The organism is Rhizobium sp. SG570 (assembly GCF_012275345.1).
Lineage (GTDB): Bacteria > Pseudomonadota > Alphaproteobacteria > Rhizobiales > Rhizobiaceae > Rhizobium > Rhizobium lusitanum.
In genome coordinates this window covers 187,779-207,142 of sequence record NZ_JAAZQI010000007.1, presented here as the reverse complement: position 1 = coordinate 207,142, position 19,364 = coordinate 187,779, and the positions used below count along the sequence as shown (strand labels likewise).

The window sequence follows — 19,364 nt, the reverse complement described above, 5'->3', positions numbered from 1 at the left end:
CCCCGGCTTACCCCACGACACGGCACGGAAGCTAACAGCGGGCCATGCCAAATGAGGTCAGCGACCATGATTGCTACAATGACTACAATGGAAGCATTCCAACGCCTAAGTTTGGCTCTCGCCATAGGCATTCTCGTTGGCATCGAACGCGGTTGGCAAGAGCGTGAGACCCCCGCGGGCAAACGAACGGCCGGGATCAGAACCTACGGACTCGCCGGCTTCCTGGGCGGTTTTTGTGGCTTCCTCTATCCGGCTGTTGGCCCCCTCTTGCCGATAGCGATCTTTCTCGTCTTCAGCGTTGCGATGATCATCTTCAGCTACATGCAGGCAGCGGAGGAAGGCGACTATAGTGCCACAGGTGTCATTGCCGCGCTCGTCGTATTCGCACTTGGACTGGGAGCGGTTGTCGCCGACATGACGGCAACGGCGGCCGCGGCCGTTGCCATTACTGTCTTACTGGCCGCCCGTGAGCCATTGCATGGATTCTTGCGAAGGCTGACGTGGCTCGAGCTTCGCGCCGCCCTGATCCTGCTCTCCATGACCGTTATCGTCCTTCCCATTCTGCCCGACAGAGCCCTCGATCCCTGGGGAGCGATCAATCCCTTCGAGTTATGGGTCATGACGATATCGGTCGCGCTCATCTCGTTTGTCGGTTACGTCCTGATAAAGCTCATGAGTTCCGGGGCTGGTATCATTGTGACCGGCATCGCGGGAGGCGCTGTTTCCTCTACTGCAGTTACGCTCTCCTTTGCTCGGCAGTCATGCCGAGCGCCGCAGCTGTCGACTACTCTGTCCTCGGGAGCTATGGCGGCAGGTGCGGTATCCCTGACACGCACACTACTGCTTTGCGCTGTAATTGCGCCACAGACCGCACAGATACTAATTACCGTCCTTTTACCTGCAGCAGCGGTCCTTGCGGCGGGCAGTCTCGGCAGCGCCTGGCGCAATAACGTCGGACTGCCCGACTTCATTCCGGCTAACCCGCTGGAAATATGGGTTGTCCTTCGATTCGCCGGCATTCTGATGATCATCAGCTTAGCAACGCATGCCGCGCTCGCAACACTGGGTTCGAGGTCCTTCCTCGCGGTAGCCTTCGTCTCCGGCCTTGGCGATCTTGATGCAATCACATTAACTGTGGCGAGGCTGGTTCCGGTGCAAATCGGCGACATTTCAGCTGCATACGGGATTGCTCTTGCCGCCGCAGCGAATCTTTTAACAAAAATCACCCTGGCAACACTTGCCGGCACAAGGCTCTATTCATTACGCCTGCTCCTTGTCACCCTCGGTGCCATGGCGGCGGGAATAATCAGCATCGCCCTGCATTATCAGTCAATGATTTTGGGATTGGTCAAGGCACAGCTTGCGGTATTCGGCCTATATTGAGCCGCCAAGTTTTCTCGGCATTCGGAAGCTCAATGACGCTTGGGAGTTAGGCAGAGCCAAAGTCCGGCGGCTGATATCGTGGCTAACTGACCTAGGCGCCGTCGATCATCGGCGACGGAGAGAAATCCCGAAATCCGAGTTTGGCGTCTGCACACCACGGGTCGAACTTTCCAACCGGCTTCATGCGTTCGCGATAGCGGCCTGTCCGGAACGGATGGTCCGGTACATGAACATATCGCCCCGATACCGCGCAATTCCTCATTGCCGAAGAAAGAATTGTAGTCATGAACAATGCCTTCACTGTGGCCTTCTCGATCTTCGATAAACCAAAGGCCTAAAGTCGTAAGCACTGGACTGCATTGCGGAAGATCAATCTTCTCTGTCCTACCCATTTCCTGCCCATGTGCTCGTTGACGTCGGTCAAATTCATTCCGGCGAATGTGTGTTACCGAATACTGATGAGCCGTCAGGCGATCTCATGGCCACTTCGGGAGACGGGAAATGGCACACAAACAAGTTTTCTTCCATGCGGAAGCCAGGGGCAAGGTTCTTCTAGGTGCAACCAGATTGGCGGATGCGGTTCGCATCACGCTCGGTCCACGTTCCAAGTCGGTCCTGATCGAAAGGAAATGGGGCGCTCCAATCGTCTGCAACGATGGAGTGACAATCGCCAAAGAGTTCGATCTGAAAGAGCCTGAGGAAAATCTCGGGGCGCGCATGCTGCGCGCCGCTGCTGAGAAAACCGGGGAAATGGTCGGAGATGGAACGAGTACGTCGACTATACTCGCCCATGCAATCCTGGCGGACGGCCATCGAAATGTGGTGGCTGGCGCCAGCGCCATCGATCTCAAGCGCGGCCTTGACCGCGCGGTCAGCAGGACCGTCAAGGCACTGCACGATATTTCCAAGCCGGTCACGACAGATAAGGAGATGCAGCAGGTCGCGGCCATCTCGGCTCACAACGATGAAGCCATCGGCAAGCTCGTCGCCGAGGCCATGTCCAAGGTCGGCAAGGAAGGTGTAATCACCGTCGAGGAAGCCAAGACAATGGAAACCCGCCTCGACCTGGTAGATGGTATGCAGTTCGATCGTGGCTACATCTCACCTTATTTCGCGACGGATTCTGAAAAGATGGAGACCATCCTGGAAGATGCCCGTATCCTTATTTTCGACCGAAAGATCTCGGCACTCGGCGATCTGGTCGGTTTGCTTGAGGAAATCGCCAAATCTGGCAGGCCGCTTCTCGTCATAGCCGAGGATGTTGAGGGAGAGGCGCTTGCTACCCTCATTGTCAATCAGATCCGCGGAACGTTCCGCAACTGTGCAGTCAAGGCTCCCGGCTTCGGCGATCGCCGCAAGGCAACGCTTCAGGATCTGGCGATCCTGACCGGAGCTCAACTTATCTCCGAAGATCTCGGCTTCAAGCTCGACAAGGTCACCCTCGAGCAACTCGGCACGGCAACGCGCATCGTCGTCGACAAGGACACCACGACGATCATCGGCGGCGGCGGCACGCAACAGGCCATCAAGGGACGCAGTGACCAGATCCGCAACGAGATTGAAACGACGACCAGCGACTACGACAAGGAAAAACTGCAGGAACGGCTTGCCAAGCTTTCCGGCGGCGTGGCCGTCATTCGTGTCGGCGCTCCATCGGAAGCGGAGGTAAAAGCCAAGAAAGATGCCTTCGACGATGCGATCAATGCCACCAAGGCCGCGGTCGAGGAAGGCATCGTTCCCGGTGGCGGGCTCGCGCTGCTGCGATGCATAAAAGCTATAAGCCAGGAAGAGGAGGTCTGCGAAGGGGATGAGCGAACAGGCGTTCAGATCCTGAAGCGTTCGCTCGAAGTTCCGGCGCGGCAGATCGCCGAAAACTCGGCCGTGGACGGCGGAGTCGTTGTTGCCAGGATGCTCGAAAGCGAGGGAGTCGTGGGCTTCGATGCCGCCCGCAATCGCTACGTCGACCTCCTGCAGGAAGGCATTATCGATCCAACCAAAGTTATACGCGTCGCACTTGAGAACGCAGTCTCTGTTGCCAGCATATTGCTGCTGACCGAGGCGACAATGACGGAGATCCCCGAGCCACTCCCACAGCCGGCTCCGCCGCCGATGGAGATATAGACGCAGGGGTCGCCGATTGTGACCCTTTCGACTGCGTGCTTGTGTCCGGCTGTCAGGCGAGCGCGTCGTGACGGCACATCCGCATGACACCCTTGTCACAATGTGGACAGAACGATTGAGCGCCGTTCGCTAGCGAGAAAGTTCGATACCAGTCTATCTTCGATAAATTAAAGCGTGACGGCTGAATATTTGACTCAGCTCAAATAACGCCAATAGCCGATGCATTAGGATGGCATAGTTCTAGCAATGGAGACTACAATGAATGAACCACGTTGGCAGAACTGGCTAAGTCTTATCCTTGGAATCTATATAGTCGCAGCGCCTTGGGTCGTTCCCATTTTTCTACCTCAGACTTCGGCGTCCACGATGATAGAGGTTGCCGGATCGATCGCCGGACTGGCACTTGCGATCGTCTCAATGTCCGGAATTTTTGATCCGGAGATCTGGACCGATTGGGTGAAGGTCTTGTTAGGCATGGTGCTCCTTGTAATTCCGTGGGTCGCTGATTTCAGTGACAACATTACTTTCACCTACAACTTTGTACTGGCCGGTATGGTTCTCGTCATAATAAGTGGATTGGCCTTTGCCTCAAGGCGCCCAAAGATTGGACGCGACTGGCAAGAATGATGGCTTCGAGCATAGACCGCGCCAAATAGGCCGGACATATGACTGCACCATCCGACGGCGATTTGCGCAATAAACACCTTGCTAACCGGGTCGTTCCACATATGAGGAAGAGCCCGATTTACTGCTAAGAGCGACGCCTTGCTGCGCACGGACGACAACCGTGCAGCAATTGGGACGTCGCAGTGCGTATGAGCGACGTTCATCCGATGCCTCGTGGTGGGTGGAGCATTGAACTCGCGGTCACCGTCCGGCGGCCCGGGCCGACGATTAGCTCAGGAGAGCAGCCTGGAATGCGCCAGGCGTCACACCCATTGTTCGCCTGAATGTTGCGACGAAGTGCGCCGGCGTTGCGAAGCCGACACCGTCGGCGACCTCGGCGACAGACTTCCCTGGCTTCTTCAGGAGTGTGATCCCGCGTTCAAGCCTGCGGAGAACGAGGTGACGATGCGGTGTCACCCCGGTCTGTTGGTGGAACGCACGAATGAAGTGATTGACGCTCAAACATGCGGCGCCGGCCAGCTGGTCCAAAGTGGGCGACGCGACGGACGTGTCATCCAAGGCTGCGGTGATCATGTCGTTGACTCGAAGGAGAGCCGCCGGAGCAAGGCCTCCTTGGGTGGGTTGGATCAGCTCATGGCTGGCACGGTCCGACAGGCGGGCCGCGATACGATGGATTCCCGATTCGAACAGCAGTGAATCGTCCGGCTCGCCTCGTGTCGCTGCAACGAAGATTTGCATCGCCGCCGCCTGTAGTTCGCTATCATGAGAATTGAACAACGCCTGGCAGGAAAATTGCCCTTCAACCGCCCCGTCTAGAAATGATTCACGAAGAAATAGTTGCAAGAAGTCTGCCTTGCCTCGCACGGCAATCTGGGTGCGTTGATGTGCTGGCACTACTGAGACGTTGCCGACCGCCGCAATATAGGAACGCGGCGGAACGTCGCCCGTCTCATGGCGGACGGGGACGCCATCTTGCAGATTGATCGTAACCCGCACGATATCGGATGCAGCAATGTCGAAATCACCGCCGTTGTGGCAAAATCGAGCAACCACCGCTTTGGGCGAGGACACTTCTCCCACGGAATGTAGGAACATTGGTTTGCCTACTGCAGCAATCGTCTCGCTCAGCGGTCTCATAATTCGTCTCCAAATGCAGGTAGGATAAAATTCCTCGGCAGTTGGCAAACACTTTCAAAGGCTTCATGTTCCTGCCGGCAACACTATCAATTTTCTGAGAAACTGCATGCTGCTGACTCTGCTGCATTTCCCGCGATTTAAATATTTTGCCAAAATAAAATGGGTGCGGCCTAGATAGCTCGGGTGACTGGCTCGGCCAGCGAGAGAGCTTCATGGATGGTCCTGTGATCTTTCCAGAGGAGATCGAATCCCGCAACCATATTCTGATCAAGCGCCCGAAACTTCGGAAAACAGAAGTGCTCCTCGACGTTGTGGTGCCATTCAGATGCTGAAGGAATTGGGCCTTACGCGGGGGAAGGTGCGTCGAAAATCCGTCGCGGTCCGTTTCCCACCCCGAAATTCTTCGGCCATTTGGCGCAACTGCGCGCCCTCAGAACGGAGCGATACGTGAATGTGCAGCGCCAAGTCGCCGAAATTGTCATGTTGCTGCCAGCTGGCCTGTGGGTAGGTTTCGCGCAGCTAAGCAACAGAACTTGGCAATGTTGTACGGGTGTCCCGTGATGGGCTTGAGATTGTTCGGGCCATGAAGATTGCTTTCTCGCGTTCGAGAAAGCCTTCCGGCCAGCCCTTAGCGGCCGTCTTTGCGGATCAAGCGTTTGTCGAGGCTCATCCAGGTTCCAGGTCGGAGCGCGACCTTCCAGAAAAGCCACGCACCGATATTCTGCTGAGGTCGACAGCAGCAATATCGCGAAATCACCCTTTATCTTTAGTTTTAGGAACGAAGCCATATCGCACACGTTTTGGACGCAGCATGAGCATGAGCACTGTCAGCATAATCGGATCAGGCGGAATGGCCGCGGCGCTCGGCGGCCTTGCCGTCAAGTCCGATTTCACGGGCTTCCTGAACCCTGAGGACAGTTTCGGCGCGCAGGAGATCGCCAAGGTCGCCCCCGCCGATGCGGAAGTGGTCAAGGCGTTCAACACCCAGAACGCCGGTGTCTTGTCTACAGGTCCAGTCGAGGGCCACACACTGGACGTGTTCATCGCCGGGGACGACGCGCAGACAAAGGCACGCGTCTCGGCGTTTATCGAGCGTGTGAACAAGTATCCAAGAATGACCCTGCTGGTATGAGGCTTAAGTTATTGAAATATATTCCTTGTTGTGGAGAAAGTGGCGACCATACCTGCGTTGCGCATGACCTCATCGATGTTCCGATTTTCCTAATTCAAACTGTTACAGGATCTCAGCGGGTTCATTGTTCAGAGCCGGTTTACAGTGATCATCTCCCGCGACCGAAAGCATGTGGCTGTAATTTTATTTGCCTCAGAGCGCGTGAGGCACCTTGAAAAGTGGACCGGTGATCCGAATATACAGATCAGTGATCCGTTTATAAGCGGATCGATGATCCGTTGGATAGGGCAAACGTGCAAATGGCAACAGAGGCACTATCCGACAAAACTCAAGAAACGCGAAGGATATACGATATGACAAGACTGAATGGAAAGATCGCCGTGATTACGGGCGGAAGCAGCGGGATTGGCTTGGCCACAGCCAAGCGTTTCGTGGAAGAAGGTGCGCAGGTCGTAATCGTGGGGCGGCGCGAGAATGTCTTACAGGAGGCCGCGGCCCTTATCGGGAGAAACGTGACAACAGTCGTGGGCGACGTCTCGCGCTTGGAAGATCTGGACCGGCTCTACGCCACCGTGAAAGAGAAACATGGTCACATTGACATTCTCTTCGCAAACGCGGGCGCAGGGACAATCGCGCCGCTTGCGGCAGCTACTGAGGCCCATTTTGACCAGACCTTCGATGTGAACGTGAAGGGGTTGTTCTTTACGGTGCAGAAGGCCCTTCCCATCTTCAAAGACGGCGGATCAATCATTCTGAACTCTTCCGTCTCGAATGTGATGGGGCTGCCAGCGTTCAGCGCTTACGCAGCAAGCAAGGCGGCTGTTCGCAGCTTCTCGCGGTCCTGGACCCAAGAGCTGAAGGACCGCAATATCCGCGTCAATACGATGAGCCCCGGCGCGATCGAGACTCCCGCCTTGACGACAACGACCGGCCTTACCGCTGAGCAAGCCGACCAGGCGGTCGCCCAGTTTGCTGCACAGATCCCAATGGGGCGCAGGGGCAAGCCAGAGGAAATCGCGGCTGCCCTCACATTCCTCGCTTCCGATGAAAGCTCCTACATCACCGGTATCGATCTCGCCGTCGATGGTGGTTGGGCGCAGGTCTGACCCGGATGGGTCCCACGACTGGCTGGCCTCCGGCCAGCCAGTCGTGGGACCCCGCTTCGCAAATTTTGATTCTATGCAGCTGAGTTGAGGCAGGGAGCCGGTTCGCAACGAGCCTAGCGGACATCGAAATCTCAACCGGGGGATGCCCTGCTTAGACAGGACGAACAATGCCCCAACTCACAAGGATACTAAACATGAGCGCTATCAGTATCATTGGCTCAGGAACCATGGCTACTGCGGTTGCGGGTCGTATCGCCAATGCCGGACACACCGTCGAGGTCGTCAACAGCGACGCCGCGGTGGTGGCCGACTTTGGCGACGCCCTCGGCGGCAAGGTGATCATCGACCTCGCCAAGAATGGCGCCGGCTCCCGGAACATCGCCGTGAACGTCGAGATCGGCTGAGCCACCGACCGCACGCTTTCGGGTAGGTCCACAACGCAACCGACACCAGGAAAAGGGAGAAACTTCGATGAGCATCGAAGACGACGTACGGACTGTTAAGGCATTCTTCGCGGCGATGGGTGAAGGCGATAAGCAAGCCCTGATCGCCTTGTCTGCCGAAGACATCGAATGGATCGTCCCGGGCGAGGGCTGGCCGCTGGCCGGTACACACCGCGGACACGCCGGATTGGCGGATTTGCTTCAGACGGCCTCGAAAGAGCTGGAAACGTCATTCCTGGTGCCTCCCGAATACGTGGCGCAGGGCGATCGGGTTCTGGTCGTCGGCTCCGCGGAGGGGAAAATAAAGGCCACCGGCAAGGCGTGGGAGGATAACTGGGTCTTCGACATCACCGTTTGAGATGGCAAGCTGAAGAACATCCGTGAGTATATCGATACCCAGGCACTGGCGCGGGCCTCCGAGACGGCCGCGAGCCCCAGATCCTGAGCCTCACGATGACGAGGCAGCACAACCGGCGGGTCGACTGCCTCGTTATCGGCGGCGGCCCCGCCGGACTGACCGCGGCGGCCGCGCATGTGCAGCGCTGTTGCCTATATCCACAATCTATAGTGGCAGCTGGAGACCGGGCCAATGCCCGACTGCGCTATTTCCGCGGATCCAGGCTGGGACCCCAAGTCCGTCTCCAACCATCTCGAATGGCTGAGGTCAACGAATGTCCTGCCGTTTCCCGGGGCAACCGCAAACCTTTGCCGCATTGGAGCTCCAAAATGACCTCAATTCTCGCCACCAACGCCAGCCCTCGATACGAGCGGTCGACTTCTCGTAAGCTCACGTCGCTCTTCGTCGAAAAATGGCGAGCAGCACACCCGGGCGGCGAGGTGGTCGAACGCGACCTGGTCAAGACCACCCTGCCGTTTGTCGATCTGCCATGGATTGGCGGCGCGTTTACGCCCCCGGAGCAACATTCACCGGAGAGCGCTGCCGCCATCAAGATCTCCAATGATTTGGTCGCCGAGCTTCAGGCGGCCGATCGCATCATCATAGGCGCGCCCGAGTACAATTTCACCATCCCGGCGGTGCTGAAGGCCCACATCGACCATATTGTCCGGGTCGGCGTCACCGTCGTCGACAACGTCGGGCAGTTGACGGGCGAGAAGGCCACCGTCCTTTTCGCGAGCGGGGGTGATTTCAGTCCGGGCTCGCCGATCGAAGGCTATGATCACGCCAGCAGCTACCTCCGGCAGGTGCTGGGGTTCATCGGAATTACAGATCTGGACATCGTACTCGCCGGCAGTGCGCGCGCTGGAATGGCAGGCGAGACGGCGGTCGAGGAGTTCGGCGAAGTGCTTGCATTGGCTGCGGCTGCTTGAGTCAGCGTTTGATCGGGGAGAAAAGATTATGAAAGTTGGGTTCATCGGCGCTGGTCGCATGGCTACGACCATGGGTCGTCATTTGATCGGTGCAGGCCACGAGGTCGTCCTGTCCAGTTCGCGGGGGCCGCAGGCGTTGGCGGGGCTCGTCGCCGATCTGGGTCCGGCCGCCAGCGCAGGATCCAAGCAGGAAGCTGTGGAATGCGACGTGGTGATCCTCGCCACGAATTGGGCGGATGCGCCCAAGGCGCTCAAGGGAATCGACTGGAGCGGCCGCATACTCGTCGACGGGACGAACGCTCACGTGGGCGAGAAACCGGACATCAGCGCCGCCGGCGTAGCAAGATCGATTGACGCGTTGGAGGGCCGCACGTCGAGCGAGATCGTCGCCGCAATGGCGCCCGGGGCCAGGCTGGTGAAGTCGATCAGCAATATGCCGATGGCATGGATACAGGATTTCTCGCCGCAGAAGCCGAAGACCGTACTGTTCGTGTCAGGAGACGATTGCAATGCCAAGGCGTTGGTGGTCGAACTTATCGATTCGACTGGCTTGGTCGCGCTCGACCTCGGCTCTCTGGCGGACGGCGGTGCGATGCAACAGCTCGGCGGCCCTCTATCCGCTGTGGAACTGCACTTCGTCCGCCGGATCGTTCGCTAAGCTAAATTTGAGCCGCGTCCATTGTGAGTCCGCGAATTAGTCGCCGTTTCAGAAGGAGTCAGCATGAACACCCCCCAAACCGATGTTTGTTCGAGGATTAGCGCGCATCGACGCCCCCCGATTCGTGTCGGGACAGGTCGCCGGACATCGCGCGCGCCGTTTGATCGACGCACCGGACGCCGCGTTCGCCGATCCGTTCGTCCTGATGGCCGAGGATTGGTCGCAGCCGGGGCTATTCGGTTTGCATCCACATCGCGGCATCGAGACGGTTACATTCGTCATTGAGGGGTCGATCGAGCATCGCGACAGCGCCGGATATGAGGGGGTGATCCATGCCGGCGATGCTCAATGGATGACCGCCGGCCGAGGCATCCAGCATGAGGAAAACCCTCCGGCCGGGACAATCGCTCATACTCTGCAGCTCTGGGTGAATTTGCCTGCGACCGAGAAGATGGCTGTGCCACGCTACCAAGATCTGGTGGCTTCCGCCTTGCCGGTCCGGAGCGAGGATGGGGTTGAGATCAGGGTCTTTTCCGGAGCCTACGGCGATATGATCTCGCCCACACTCAACCATCTTCCTGTTGCGATGTTCGAGGTGCGGGTCGAAAACGGTGGTGCGTTTCGGCGCTTGTTTGCAGCGACCGACAATGCCTTTGTCTACGTCCTCGAAGGCGCGGTCGAGATCGGGCCCGCCTGTGACCTTTTGGAGGCCAGCCAGCTTGGCTGGCTGACGCGATCGGAGGAGCCGGGATCGTCGGAACTTACCATATCGGCGCGGGGCGCTGCCGGCCGCTTTCTGCTTTTCGCCGGCCAGCCCTTGCGCGAGCCGATCGCGTTTGGAGGCCCCTTCGTCATGAACACGCAGGCGGAAATCCAGCAAGCGTTCGCCGACTACCGGGCCGGCCGCTTCTGAAGACCCAAATCGATTTCGCGGATTGCGGTTTTCCGGCGGAACGGAACTGCAAGTCGACAGCGGCGATGCCGAGGATTGACCCGGCTGCACCGGCCCGCACTCATTATCAACGCTATCCGCGCCGCATGTGGAGCGGCAACACATGCAGGTTTGAGACCCAACGGATACCGATGCGCGTCCAGCTCAGAGACCAGGATTTTGCTCTCAACAACATTCACAGGAGGCGCGTGTCGGCCGGCTCGTGCTCATAGTCATCGTGGCGGCCATCGACATATTTTATCGACTTGGCAATTTGGTCGGTGTCCTGCCCGATATCGTCCAACGCGGCGATAGACACTGCGTAGAATCTGCCGAGTGATTCCTTGTCTCCCTGTCCAAATGTGCGGACACCACAGGTCTCGCAGAACCGATAGTGGAGATTTGCCTTCGATTTGCCGGGCGGAATCCACGTGTAGTCGGACAGGTTATCCTCGCCCTTTTCTATTTTGAAGTCATCGGCCTGCAGGATCGCGAACCAGAATCGTGCCTTGCTGCATATTGAGCAATTGCAGCGCGTCGTTCCTTTTTCGAAATCAATCGCGGCTTCAAATGCGACGGCACCGCAATGACAGGAGCCGTGGTAGGTCTTCTTGGTCATCATATTCTCCTCAGTACGCGTTGAGTAGTCTCCACGGCTGGAACAAAGGTAGATCCTCTACGGTTGCGCAGCGGGCGGCCTGTTCCCGTTTGGCTGAGGGCGAGCATCGACCGTTAGATGCGGACGTTGTTCAATACACTGCCTTCTCAACATCGTTGCTCGACGGATTAGCCAGGATGGCGCTCGCGACAATGTGAGTGAGATGGTCGGCCCGAGGCGCAAATGAAGGTAAGTCGACGAGCCATCCGAGCGCCGACATCAAGCCAAACAGATCGTCCCCATTCATGTCGGCGCGCGCCCTGCCTTCTCCCTGAGCACGGGCCAGTAATCGCGCGCTCGCTGAGTGCACCGCAGCGCATGAAGCATAAAGGGCGGAATCCGGGTTCGTATGTGCGGCCGCCATCATTGCGACGACGCCCTTCTGGCCTTGGGCGAATGCTATCCATTCGCGAAACCAAGACAGGAGTGCTTCGTCAGGCCGGGCTGACATTTCGAGCTCGTCTGCCTTCTGCGTCAGTGCGTCCAGCTTCGTACACACCAACGCTTCAAACAAGGCTTCCCGCGTCGGGAAATGACGAAGCAGCGTGGCCAGCCCGACGCCGGCGCGGCGGGCAATATCGCGCATAGATGCGTTGACGCCGTGCTCTGCGACGACGTCACGCGCGACCGCGAGAATATGGTCGTAATTTTTCCTAGCGTCGGCTCGCATATCTTGCCTTGATAAAAGGATCGGTGATCCATATATTTGGATCAGTGGTCCAATAGATATAGTGAATGTTTGAAAAATGGCAACAGATGCGCTGTTCGAAAGCGTGGAAATGGAGGCAAAGGGAAGCACGAACATGAGCGATATCAGCGTCATCGGCTCAAGCGACATGGCTGCAGCAGTCGGCTAGCCTTGCCGCCACAGCCAGTCACATCCTCAAGGAGAAATAGCATGCGTGTTTTCGTTACTGGCGCGACCGGTCACGTTGGTTCGTACGTAATCCCTGACTTGATCGCAGCTGGCCACGAGGTGACCGGCCAAGCCCGGTCGGTACCAAGTAAGAACGCCGAGGCGTTGCGCTGGTAGGAAACGCTCGCGCGGTGTCGTATTCGTGGTGGCCGAGTACAATCACTCCGTCACCGGTGTGCTGAACAATGCGCTCGACCAAGCGTACCCGAGCGTTCAGGGAGTGGGGGCCGAAGCCGTTCACGGCAATCGGTTACGGCGGGACCGGAGCAGCGCGGGCGGTCGAGGCAGCAGGCTCAGGGTGACGTCACAGTAAATCAAGGCAACATACGCAACTCAGTTCATGGTGTTTGGTACTTCTGTGGTTGCCGCCCGTTTTGCAAGAAGTTGCTGACCTTTTGTGCATGTGATCGAGTGCGGTCTTCTGTCAGGCCTTTCGTTGCGGCGCTTCCAAAAGCCGCCGGCCGGTATGGTGATCTGCGGAGCGGGTCCAAATCTTAATCCCGAGCTTGCAGGCTCACAGAGCCAAACTGGTTTTCCCGTTCCCGATCGGTTTGATCATGCGCCCATTCTGGTTATTGCCTTCTCACACCCCGTTTCCCGGCAGAGTTAAGCACTGGCGATCGTTGGAAAAAGCGGCTAAGTTTATACAATCTTGATATATGGATTAGATCATGGATACTCTAACCCTCGATCAGATCAGGGTTTTTCTGTCGGTCGTTGACGAGGGCAGCTTCCCGAAAGCGGCAAAATCGCTGCGGCGGGCTCAGTCGGCAGTTACCTACGCGATCCGAAAGCTGGAGGCTGAAATCGGCGTGCCGCTGTTCGATCGTTCGGCCTATCGCTCGGTACTCACACCGGCCGGCTGCGCACTAGTGACCCGAGCGCGTCGTATTGCTGAAGAAGCGGGAGCGTTCCGCGAACAAGCACGCGGCCTAGCCAGCGGCCTAGAAGCCGAGTTGAGAATCGTGCTCGACGCGCTTTATCCGATTCCTCAGATATTTGATGCGCTTCGGGCCTTCACCGAACAATTCCCGACAGTACCGCCGCGCCTCTACGTCGCGTCACTGGGTGCCGCTGCGAACCTGGTGATCGACGGGACATGCACCATCGGATTGCTGCCGAGCAACATTGCTCAACTCACGGCGCTCCGCCTTACGCCGCTCACCACCATTCATTTCTGCCCAGTGGTCTCTCCATTCCATCCCCTTGCGACCATACAGGGCATTATCGAGCCCCACCTGCTCCGCCAGCATGTTCAACTTGTGCTGACGGACGCGTCAACTTTGACGGCTGGGAAAGATTGGGGCGTGCTTTCCAGTCGAACTTGGCGCTTGGCCGATCTTGGTGCCAAAAAATCGATGCTGCTCGCAGGGCTGGGTTGGGGAAATATGCCGACGCACATGGTAGAGGACGAAATCAAAGACGGTAGATTGACCGTCATTCAACCGGGGGGCTCTGACCCCCTCAAAGCGTTGGTACTTGGCGCCGCCTACAACTCGGAGCACAGCCTCGGACCAGCTGGACGGTGGATTCTGAATTACCTGACCTCCGTGGCGAGCGTTGGCAAGTGAAGGCTAGGAATGAAGCATTGCGGGTCGGTTCGATCTTGCCCTCACGCTCGCCGTCGGCGCACGCACACCCGAGACCCTCAAAATCCACCTATCAAGCCCGTCGCGTTCAAGTCTGGACTCGTTCCTTCGTCGCCCGGTGCAACCCGGTTTCTGGATTAGGCCGGCTTAAGCCGCCCCGTCTGCTAGGCGACGCCTTGCCTATAGTGCGTGCCGTCATCAGGCGGAACGACTCGTTCAGTCGCCCCCGTCATGCAGGTTGTCGGTCATTCAGACGCTCTCTCCTGATTGCGCCACAGGTGCGGGCAGCACCGTGTCCAATAGCTTTCCAGCGTCGCAGCGTCACCGTCTCGTATAGCGTTCACCACTGCGCCAGCGTATCGACATCGAACAGGGCAAGGTTCAGCTCGGAGTTACAGGGACCCGAACAGATCAGTGGCGGGTGCTGAAAAAGAAAACGGCTTCAGCGGAGCTGGGTGAGCCAACGTGTGGTGGCACGTAACGTACTGAGATCAAGGGCTGATCGATGTCGACCGCGCACATCATCTGATTCGTATACCAAGATTGTCTAAACTTCATTAGTTTTCTTTTGGCTCCGGCGCCCCAAGTCAATGGATCAAGCGCAAGTGGAAACAGATCCCTGCTTCCGCACAAAATCCAACGAAGGATGCAGGACATGACTAGACTGAATGGAAAGACCGCCGTGATCACCGGTGGTGCTACCGGTATCGGCCGCGCTGCCGCAAAACGCTTCATCGAGGAGGGCGCCTTCGTCTTCATCTACGGCCGCCGGCAGGAAGCGCTCGACGCCGCGGTGGCCGAGCTCGGACCCAATGCCCGCGCGGTGAAGGGCTCGGTTTCGGATGAGGCTGACCTTGATCGCCTCTACGCGGCGGTGAAGGCAGAGCGCGGAACGCTCGACATCGTCTTCGCCAATGCCGGTGCGGGAAGCCCGCTTCCGCTCGGTAAGATCACCGCCAAGCACATCGACGAAACTTTCGACACCAATGTGAAGGGTACGATCTTCACGGTCCAGAAGGCGCTGCCGCTGATGGGCAAGGGTGGGTCGATCATCCTGACCGGCTCGAGCGCCGGCACCACGGGCGCTCCGGGATTCACTGCCTACAGCGCAAGCAAGGCGGCGGTGCGCAACCTCGCGCGGACCTGGGCCGAGGACCTGAAGGGCACCGGCATCCGGATAAACGTGCTGTCGCCCGGGGCGACGGCGACCGAACTCGCGAAGGAGGCGCTGGGCGAGGAGGGTCAGAAGGCCTACGGCGCGATGACTCCGCTCCAGCGCATGGGCGATCCGGCAGAGATCGGGGCCGTGGCCGCCTTTCTCGCGTCGCCGGACAGCAGCTTCATGACCGCCAGCGAAGTCGCCGTCGACGGCGGCCTGGCACAGCTCTGACGCACCATGCCACGACCTTCGGCGCTCTATTAATCGTACTGAGCGCCGTGGGACGTGATAAATCCAAGGAGAATAGATATGAGCTACGCAATTATCGGCTTCGGCAATATCGGCCAGGCCCTGGCCAAGGCGTTTGCCCGCAAGGGCATCGAAGTATCGGTCGCAACCACGCGCGACCCGGAGAGCTTTGCCTCTGCCGCGGCAGCGATCGGACCCACAATCATTCCCAAGACACTCGCCGAGGCCGTCAAGGCGGATATCCTTTTCTTGGCTGTCCGTTTCGAGTCGCTTCCGGATGTCGCGAAGGCGCTTCCCACATGGAAGGGGAAGACGATCATCGATGTGACCAACGCCTACGGCGTGCCCCCTGAGGAACTGGGGGGACAACCTTCGTCCAAGTTCGTCGCGCACGCCTTCACTGGCGCGAGACTGGTCAAGGGCTTCAACCATTTGGGTGCTGCCTCCCTTGCCCAAGATCCAGCCGTGCATGGTGGCAGGAGAGTCGTGTTTCTCGCGAGCGACGATGACGCTGCCGCAGACGAGATTGGTGCGCTCGCGGAAAATCTCGGTTTCGCGCCGATCAAACTTGGCGGGCTTTCGGAAGGTGGTCTGCTCGTGCAGGCGCGCGGAAAGAGCTGGGGGCAGCTGATCTTCAAGGACTTGGTCAAGTTCGATTGATGAGCGGGATCGCCGATGTGGCCGCGATTACCTGATCTGCATCTAATCAGAAAGTGAGCTATCCATGACCGCCGCGTTACCCGACCACTCGCTCGATCAGATCTTTCGTTCCGCTCGCACCTTTAACGGCTGGGCCGACCGTCTCGTGGAAGACCCCACCGTTCGCGCGATCTATGACCTCATGAAATGGGGGCCGACTTCTGCGAATAGCAGCCCCGCGCGTTTGGTCTGGGTGCGTAGCGCCGACGGAAAGACAACGCTCGCCGGACTGGCTGCGGAACCGAATAAGCTGAAAATTCTACAGGCCCCGGTCACCGTCATCATTGGCCACGATTTGGATTTCGCCGCCGAGCTCCCAAAGCTTTTGCCTCACGCTGCCGAGGCCATGCAGCAGTACTTTGCGGCGCCGGGCTTGGCCGAGGTGACGGCGATGCGGAACGGAACGCTGCAAGGCGCTTACCTCATCGTCGCGGCGCGGGCGTTGGGACTGGACTGCGGCCCCATGTCGGGCTTCGACAACGCTAGCGTGGACAAGGTCTTTTTCTCCGGCACGCGAATCCAGTCGAACTTTATCTGCAGCATTGGCTACGGCGATCCAGCTTCCGTGTTTCCGCGTAATTCTCGCCTTAGTTTTGAGGAGGCCGGTCGCTGGGCCTAACCATGGAATAGATCGGACACGATCCGATCCGAGGAATGGAGAAGTTTTTATGAGCATCGAAGAGAATACCCAGATTGTGAAGGATTTCTTTGCGGCAATGGGAAGCGGCGACAAGCAAGGTCTGCTCGCGTTGGTTGCCGAAGATATTGAGTGGATCATTCCGGGCGAGGACTGGCCGCTGGCCGGCACGCACCGCGGGCATGCGGGATTGGCGGTTGTGCTTCAGAAGGCCTCCGAAGAGATAGAAATGACATACCCAGAGCCCCCCGAATTCGTCGCGCAGGGAGACCGGGTTATGGTCGTCGGCGTCGCCACGGGGAAAATCAAAGCCACGAATAGGGCGTTCAAGGACGACTGGGTCTTCGCCATTACCGTTCAAAACGGCAAGGTGACGAAGATCCGGGAGTATATCGACACCCAAGCACTGGCGCAGGCCTCCGAGATGGACGCGTCCGCGCCGGCGTAGCGTTTGCTGTCTGCGGCCCTCGGTGCGGGGTCGACGGTGAATGAGCCATGGATTGCCGCCACGCACGCCGTGCTTGTCGAATACCCAACCGAAACGGAGATCCCGATGTACGCCCAATCCAAACTATCCGAATTGATCCGGTTTGCACGCGTAAATGCGGGCTCCACCGTCATCGACGTTTACCCGGGCGACGGCGACTGGACCCGCCTGTTCTCCGACGTCGTGGGATCCAAAGGGCGGGTCTTCAGCTTCGTGCCAACCGAAATCGCCGACTTAAAGAACGATCAGGTCGGCAACATGCGGACGCTTGCGAAAGAGCCGGGCCGACAGAATATCCAAGCCGTCTCGGCCGACCTCGTGGCGATGCCGGAGGTCACGCAGCCAGCGGATGTCCTGTGGTTGCACTTGTTCTACCACGATCTCCACACCGCGCTGATCCAGAAGAAGGGCGCGACGGCTGCCGATTTCAATCGAGCCGTCTACAAGGTACTGAAGCCCGGTGGGTCCTACGTCATCGTCGACCATGCTGCCGCCGCAGGGGCGGGCACGAGCGACGCTCAGTCGCTGCACCGGATTGAGCCTGTATCCGTTCGCCAAGAGGTGGACGCGGCCGGCTTCGTGCTGGACGCGGAAAGCACCTTGCTCGCAAACAGCGACGATCTGCACTGGATAAAGGTGTTCGATCCCTCGATCAAGGGCAAGACCGATCGCTTCGCCTATCGGTTCGTAAAGCCCTGACAGGATGCGGGTGGCGACGGGCGCCACCTGCGTGCGCGCGAACGAATGCTTGAGGCCTCCCGACCTGTCGGCGCAGGCGCGGCGGGCGAGTGTGGAAGAGACCGATCGGTATTCGGCTAGGTCTGGCAGTCATGCTCGCTCGAAACGGCTCTGTTGCAAACATTCCGATTGGTTGGCGAGGTCCTGCGTTCTCCGCCGTCACGCGGCCTGACCTCCGGAATTCGAAGCGAGCAGGGCGATGGCTTCTGTCAAGGCGCTCGGTCCAATGCTGAAATCCCGTTCAACGATGTGTGCTTCTCCACACACGTCGCCCGTCAGGTTGAAAATTGCAGCCTGGCCCTTGCGTAGAGCGGCATGAGCTTGAGTCCTTTGATTTGCATCGGCAGGTCAAATATCTGAACAATGTCGTCGAAGCAGATCACAGCAAGCTGAAACAGCTGATCCGTCCGGTGAGACGCGGGTGTTTCCGAATCTACCGCATGATCATATGGCCCTCAAAATCAGCGCAAAGGACGAACGGCTGGGGAGAGCAGATTTCATGCGTTCACCGCGCCGGCAGGTATTCCGACGGCAGCCGCCGCCAGGGCCATCAGATGATCTGATCTCAGTGCTCTCGCACGGCCTGGACGATCTTTCGCTCCCGTCGCCGCCGACCAATGGTGCATTCGGCGTGGTGCGGGCAGCGCAGATGCGAACGATTGTAGACGGCCGCCTCGATACCTTTAACCAGCGTGGCCCGCCATAGAATCAGCATGCGACGACGATAGGGACCTGCCGGATGGATCGCGACGCAGAAGTTCTGCGATGCCTACTCGGACGAAGTGAATTCCGGGACCAATCTTGCCGAATTGGCGTCGCCAGCAACAGCCTGCCAGCCGCGAGCGACTGCGCCGGCACATGCATCTTCGATCCGATCGAGCATCGAGTGGAGGCTTTCGCGCTCGGCGTCCGACAGGCTCTCGAGGATGCGTGCTTCCATCGCCTGACCGATGACGACGATCTCCTCCAGCACCTTGTAACCATCAGACGTCAATTCTACCGCCGAGAACCGACGGTCTCCCACGCCCGCATTGCGCCGGGCAAAACCGAGCGTGACCAGTTGGGCAATGCCGCGACTGACTGCAAACTGATCGAGCGCGCCGGCATGGCAAATTTCCTTGCTCGAAAGCCCAGGACGCCCACCAGCAATGGCGAGAATCCGCCAAGACGCCTGCGATAGGCCGTAGCGTGGCCCGTAATAGGAGGCAAGCAATTCCGCAGTACTGCTCGCCACGAGGAACATGCGGTAGGGTATCCAGCGGTCAAGCCGAAACGAAGGCTTGACAGCCCTCCCATCCTCGCGCTCCTCCACCACTCTGCTTTCGTTTTGGTTGTCTTTTAATTGCATTGTGCAGATATAATCCA

The 19,364-nt window shown here is 58.5% G+C and carries 20 protein-coding genes and 4 pseudogenes; 20 read left to right on the top strand and 4 right to left on the bottom strand.

Going from position 1 to position 19,364, the window contains the following annotated elements; genetic code table 11:
• The first annotated feature begins 66 nt into the window (after nt 1–66).
• From FHT28_RS16460 to FHT28_RS16450, 3 genes are all read left to right on the top strand, one after another.
• On the top strand, nt 67–1,383 hold the full coding sequence (locus tag FHT28_RS16460; RefSeq protein WP_168596766.1) for a DUF4010 domain-containing protein: 1,317 nt from the start codon (nt 67–69) through the stop codon (nt 1,381–1,383).
• A 501-nt stretch (nt 1,384–1,884) separates the two neighbouring features.
• On the top strand, nt 1,885–3,504 hold the full coding sequence (groL, locus tag FHT28_RS16455; RefSeq protein ID WP_168596765.1) for a chaperonin GroEL: 1,620 nt from the start codon (nt 1,885–1,887) through the stop codon (nt 3,502–3,504).
• Between the two features lie 258 nt (nt 3,505–3,762).
• Complete coding sequence (locus tag FHT28_RS16450; RefSeq protein ID WP_168596764.1) at nt 3,763–4,131, top strand: SPW repeat protein; 369 nt, start codon at nt 3,763–3,765, stop codon at nt 4,129–4,131.
• Nucleotides 4,132–4,398: 267 nt separating this feature from the next.
• Here FHT28_RS16450 and FHT28_RS16445 read toward each other — a convergent pair whose 3' ends face one another.
• A complete protein-coding gene (locus FHT28_RS16445; RefSeq protein ID WP_168596763.1) occupies nt 4,399–5,268 on the bottom strand; it encodes an AraC family transcriptional regulator in 870 nt (289 codons plus the stop codon).
• Nucleotides 5,269–6,079: 811 nt separating this feature from the next.
• Between FHT28_RS16445 and FHT28_RS16435 the strand changes: the two genes are divergently transcribed.
• The 7 genes and pseudogenes from FHT28_RS16435 (at nt 6,080) to FHT28_RS16405 (ending at nt 10,849) form a co-directional block, all read left to right on the top strand.
• A complete protein-coding gene (locus FHT28_RS16435) occupies nt 6,080–6,400 on the top strand; it encodes a hypothetical protein (protein WP_210255775.1) in 321 nt (106 codons plus the stop codon).
• A 353-nt stretch (nt 6,401–6,753) separates the two neighbouring features.
• Nucleotides 6,754–7,506, top strand: a complete 753-nt coding sequence (locus tag FHT28_RS16430) for a glucose 1-dehydrogenase (RefSeq protein ID WP_168596832.1) — start codon at nt 6,754–6,756, stop codon at nt 7,504–7,506.
• Nucleotides 7,507–7,700: 194 nt separating this feature from the next.
• Nucleotides 7,701–7,910: an NAD(P)-binding domain-containing protein gene (locus FHT28_RS16425; protein WP_210255774.1), complete on the top strand. Its 210-nt coding sequence runs from the start codon at nt 7,701–7,703 to the stop codon at nt 7,908–7,910.
• A 67-nt stretch (nt 7,911–7,977) separates the two neighbouring features.
• Nucleotides 7,978–8,394, top strand: a pseudogene (locus FHT28_RS16420) (nuclear transport factor 2 family protein).
• 281 nt (nt 8,395–8,675) lie between these two features.
• A complete protein-coding gene (locus FHT28_RS16415) occupies nt 8,676–9,278 on the top strand; it encodes an NAD(P)H-dependent oxidoreductase (RefSeq protein ID WP_168596762.1) in 603 nt (200 codons plus the stop codon).
• A 28-nt stretch (nt 9,279–9,306) separates the two neighbouring features.
• The gene (locus tag FHT28_RS16410) at nt 9,307–9,936 is read left to right on the top strand and encodes an NAD(P)-binding domain-containing protein (RefSeq protein WP_168596761.1); all 630 of its coding nucleotides are present in this window, start codon (nt 9,307–9,309) and stop codon (nt 9,934–9,936) included.
• A 160-nt stretch (nt 9,937–10,096) separates the two neighbouring features.
• On the top strand, nt 10,097–10,849 hold the full coding sequence (locus FHT28_RS16405; RefSeq protein ID WP_210255773.1) for a pirin family protein: 753 nt from the start codon (nt 10,097–10,099) through the stop codon (nt 10,847–10,849).
• Nucleotides 10,850–11,063: 214 nt separating this feature from the next.
• On the opposite strand, the gene FHT28_RS16400 is transcribed toward FHT28_RS16405, so the two are convergent.
• Nucleotides 11,064–11,486 carry a GFA family protein gene (locus tag FHT28_RS16400; protein ID WP_037200557.1) on the bottom strand — a complete coding sequence of 141 codons (423 nt, stop codon included), beginning with the start codon at nt 11,484–11,486 and terminating at the stop codon, nt 11,064–11,066.
• A 130-nt stretch (nt 11,487–11,616) separates the two neighbouring features.
• Complete coding sequence (locus FHT28_RS16395; RefSeq protein WP_234903988.1) at nt 11,617–12,363, bottom strand: TetR/AcrR family transcriptional regulator; 747 nt, start codon at nt 12,361–12,363, stop codon at nt 11,617–11,619.
• Nucleotides 12,364–12,423: 60 nt separating this feature from the next.
• Between FHT28_RS16395 and FHT28_RS16390 the strand changes: the two are divergent.
• The 10 genes and pseudogenes from FHT28_RS16390 to FHT28_RS16350 all read left to right on the top strand — a co-directional run.
• Nucleotides 12,424–12,522 (top strand): annotated as a pseudogene (locus tag FHT28_RS16390) (NAD-dependent epimerase/dehydratase family protein); the annotation flags it as partial.
• Nucleotides 12,523–12,725: pseudogene (locus FHT28_RS36210) on the top strand (NAD(P)H-dependent oxidoreductase); the annotation flags it as partial.
• A gap of 387 nt (nt 12,726–13,112) precedes the next feature.
• Complete coding sequence (locus FHT28_RS16385) at nt 13,113–14,012, top strand: LysR family transcriptional regulator (protein ID WP_168596759.1); 900 nt, start codon at nt 13,113–13,115, stop codon at nt 14,010–14,012.
• 673 nt (nt 14,013–14,685) lie between these two features.
• Entirely contained in the window at nt 14,686–15,420 is a 735-nt protein-coding gene (locus FHT28_RS16380) for an SDR family oxidoreductase (protein ID WP_168596747.1), read from the top strand.
• A gap of 78 nt (nt 15,421–15,498) precedes the next feature.
• Nucleotides 15,499–16,098 carry an NAD(P)-binding domain-containing protein gene (locus tag FHT28_RS16375; protein WP_168596746.1) on the top strand — a complete coding sequence of 200 codons (600 nt, stop codon included), beginning with the start codon at nt 15,499–15,501 and terminating at the stop codon, nt 16,096–16,098.
• A 64-nt stretch (nt 16,099–16,162) separates the two neighbouring features.
• On the top strand, nt 16,163–16,756 hold the full coding sequence (locus FHT28_RS16370; protein ID WP_168596758.1) for a malonic semialdehyde reductase: 594 nt from the start codon (nt 16,163–16,165) through the stop codon (nt 16,754–16,756).
• A gap of 49 nt (nt 16,757–16,805) precedes the next feature.
• Nucleotides 16,806–17,222 (top strand): nuclear transport factor 2 family protein, encoded by a 417-nt coding sequence (locus FHT28_RS16365; RefSeq protein ID WP_168596757.1) that lies wholly within the window; start codon nt 16,806–16,808, stop codon nt 17,220–17,222.
• A 105-nt stretch (nt 17,223–17,327) separates the two neighbouring features.
• Nucleotides 17,328–17,960 (top strand): class I SAM-dependent methyltransferase, encoded by a 633-nt coding sequence (locus tag FHT28_RS16360; RefSeq protein WP_168596756.1) that lies wholly within the window; start codon nt 17,328–17,330, stop codon nt 17,958–17,960.
• A gap of 377 nt (nt 17,961–18,337) precedes the next feature.
• A pseudogene (locus FHT28_RS36205) lies at nt 18,338–18,562 on the top strand (hypothetical protein); the annotation flags it as partial.
• Nucleotides 18,499–18,705 (top strand): hypothetical protein, encoded by a 207-nt coding sequence (locus FHT28_RS16350; protein WP_168596660.1) that lies wholly within the window; start codon nt 18,499–18,501, stop codon nt 18,703–18,705. The pseudogene FHT28_RS36205 and the gene FHT28_RS16350, both read left to right, overlap by 64 nt.
• A 63-nt stretch (nt 18,706–18,768) precedes the next feature.
• Here FHT28_RS16350 and FHT28_RS16345 read toward each other — a convergent pair whose 3' ends face one another.
• A complete protein-coding gene (locus FHT28_RS16345) occupies nt 18,769–19,347 on the bottom strand; it encodes a MarR family transcriptional regulator (protein ID WP_168596755.1) in 579 nt (192 codons plus the stop codon).
• Nucleotides 19,348–19,364: the final 17 nt, after the last annotated feature.

Coding starts and splice junctions, on each gene's coding strand:
- FHT28_RS16460 (WP_168596766.1), top strand. CDS start 67: ATGATTGCTACAATGACTACAATGGAAGCATTCCAACGCCTAAGTTTG.
- groL (WP_168596765.1), top strand. CDS start 1,885: ATGGCACACAAACAAGTTTTCTTCCATGCGGAAGCCAGGGGCAAGGTT.
- FHT28_RS16450 (WP_168596764.1), top strand. CDS start 3,763: ATGAATGAACCACGTTGGCAGAACTGGCTAAGTCTTATCCTTGGAATC.
- FHT28_RS16445 (WP_168596763.1), bottom strand. CDS start 5,268: ATGAGACCGCTGAGCGAGACGATTGCTGCAGTAGGCAAACCAATGTTC.
- FHT28_RS16435 (WP_210255775.1), top strand. CDS start 6,080: ATGAGCATGAGCACTGTCAGCATAATCGGATCAGGCGGAATGGCCGCG.
- FHT28_RS16430 (WP_168596832.1), top strand. CDS start 6,754: ATGACAAGACTGAATGGAAAGATCGCCGTGATTACGGGCGGAAGCAGC.
- FHT28_RS16425 (WP_210255774.1), top strand. CDS start 7,701: ATGAGCGCTATCAGTATCATTGGCTCAGGAACCATGGCTACTGCGGTT.
- FHT28_RS16415 (WP_168596762.1), top strand. CDS start 8,676: ATGACCTCAATTCTCGCCACCAACGCCAGCCCTCGATACGAGCGGTCG.
- FHT28_RS16410 (WP_168596761.1), top strand. CDS start 9,307: ATGAAAGTTGGGTTCATCGGCGCTGGTCGCATGGCTACGACCATGGGT.
- FHT28_RS16400 (WP_037200557.1), bottom strand. CDS start 11,486: ATGACCAAGAAGACCTACCACGGCTCCTGTCATTGCGGTGCCGTCGCA.
- FHT28_RS16395 (WP_234903988.1), bottom strand. CDS start 12,363: ATGTCGCTTGAGCCGATGACGCTGATATCGCTCATGTTCGTGCTTCCC.
- FHT28_RS16385 (WP_168596759.1), top strand. CDS start 13,113: ATGGATACTCTAACCCTCGATCAGATCAGGGTTTTTCTGTCGGTCGTT.
- FHT28_RS16380 (WP_168596747.1), top strand. CDS start 14,686: ATGACTAGACTGAATGGAAAGACCGCCGTGATCACCGGTGGTGCTACC.
- FHT28_RS16375 (WP_168596746.1), top strand. CDS start 15,499: ATGAGCTACGCAATTATCGGCTTCGGCAATATCGGCCAGGCCCTGGCC.
- FHT28_RS16370 (WP_168596758.1), top strand. CDS start 16,163: ATGACCGCCGCGTTACCCGACCACTCGCTCGATCAGATCTTTCGTTCC.
- FHT28_RS16365 (WP_168596757.1), top strand. CDS start 16,806: ATGAGCATCGAAGAGAATACCCAGATTGTGAAGGATTTCTTTGCGGCA.
- FHT28_RS16360 (WP_168596756.1), top strand. CDS start 17,328: ATGTACGCCCAATCCAAACTATCCGAATTGATCCGGTTTGCACGCGTA.
- FHT28_RS16350 (WP_168596660.1), top strand. CDS start 18,499: ATGCGTTCACCGCGCCGGCAGGTATTCCGACGGCAGCCGCCGCCAGGG.
- FHT28_RS16345 (WP_168596755.1), bottom strand. CDS start 19,347: ATGCAATTAAAAGACAACCAAAACGAAAGCAGAGTGGTGGAGGAGCGC.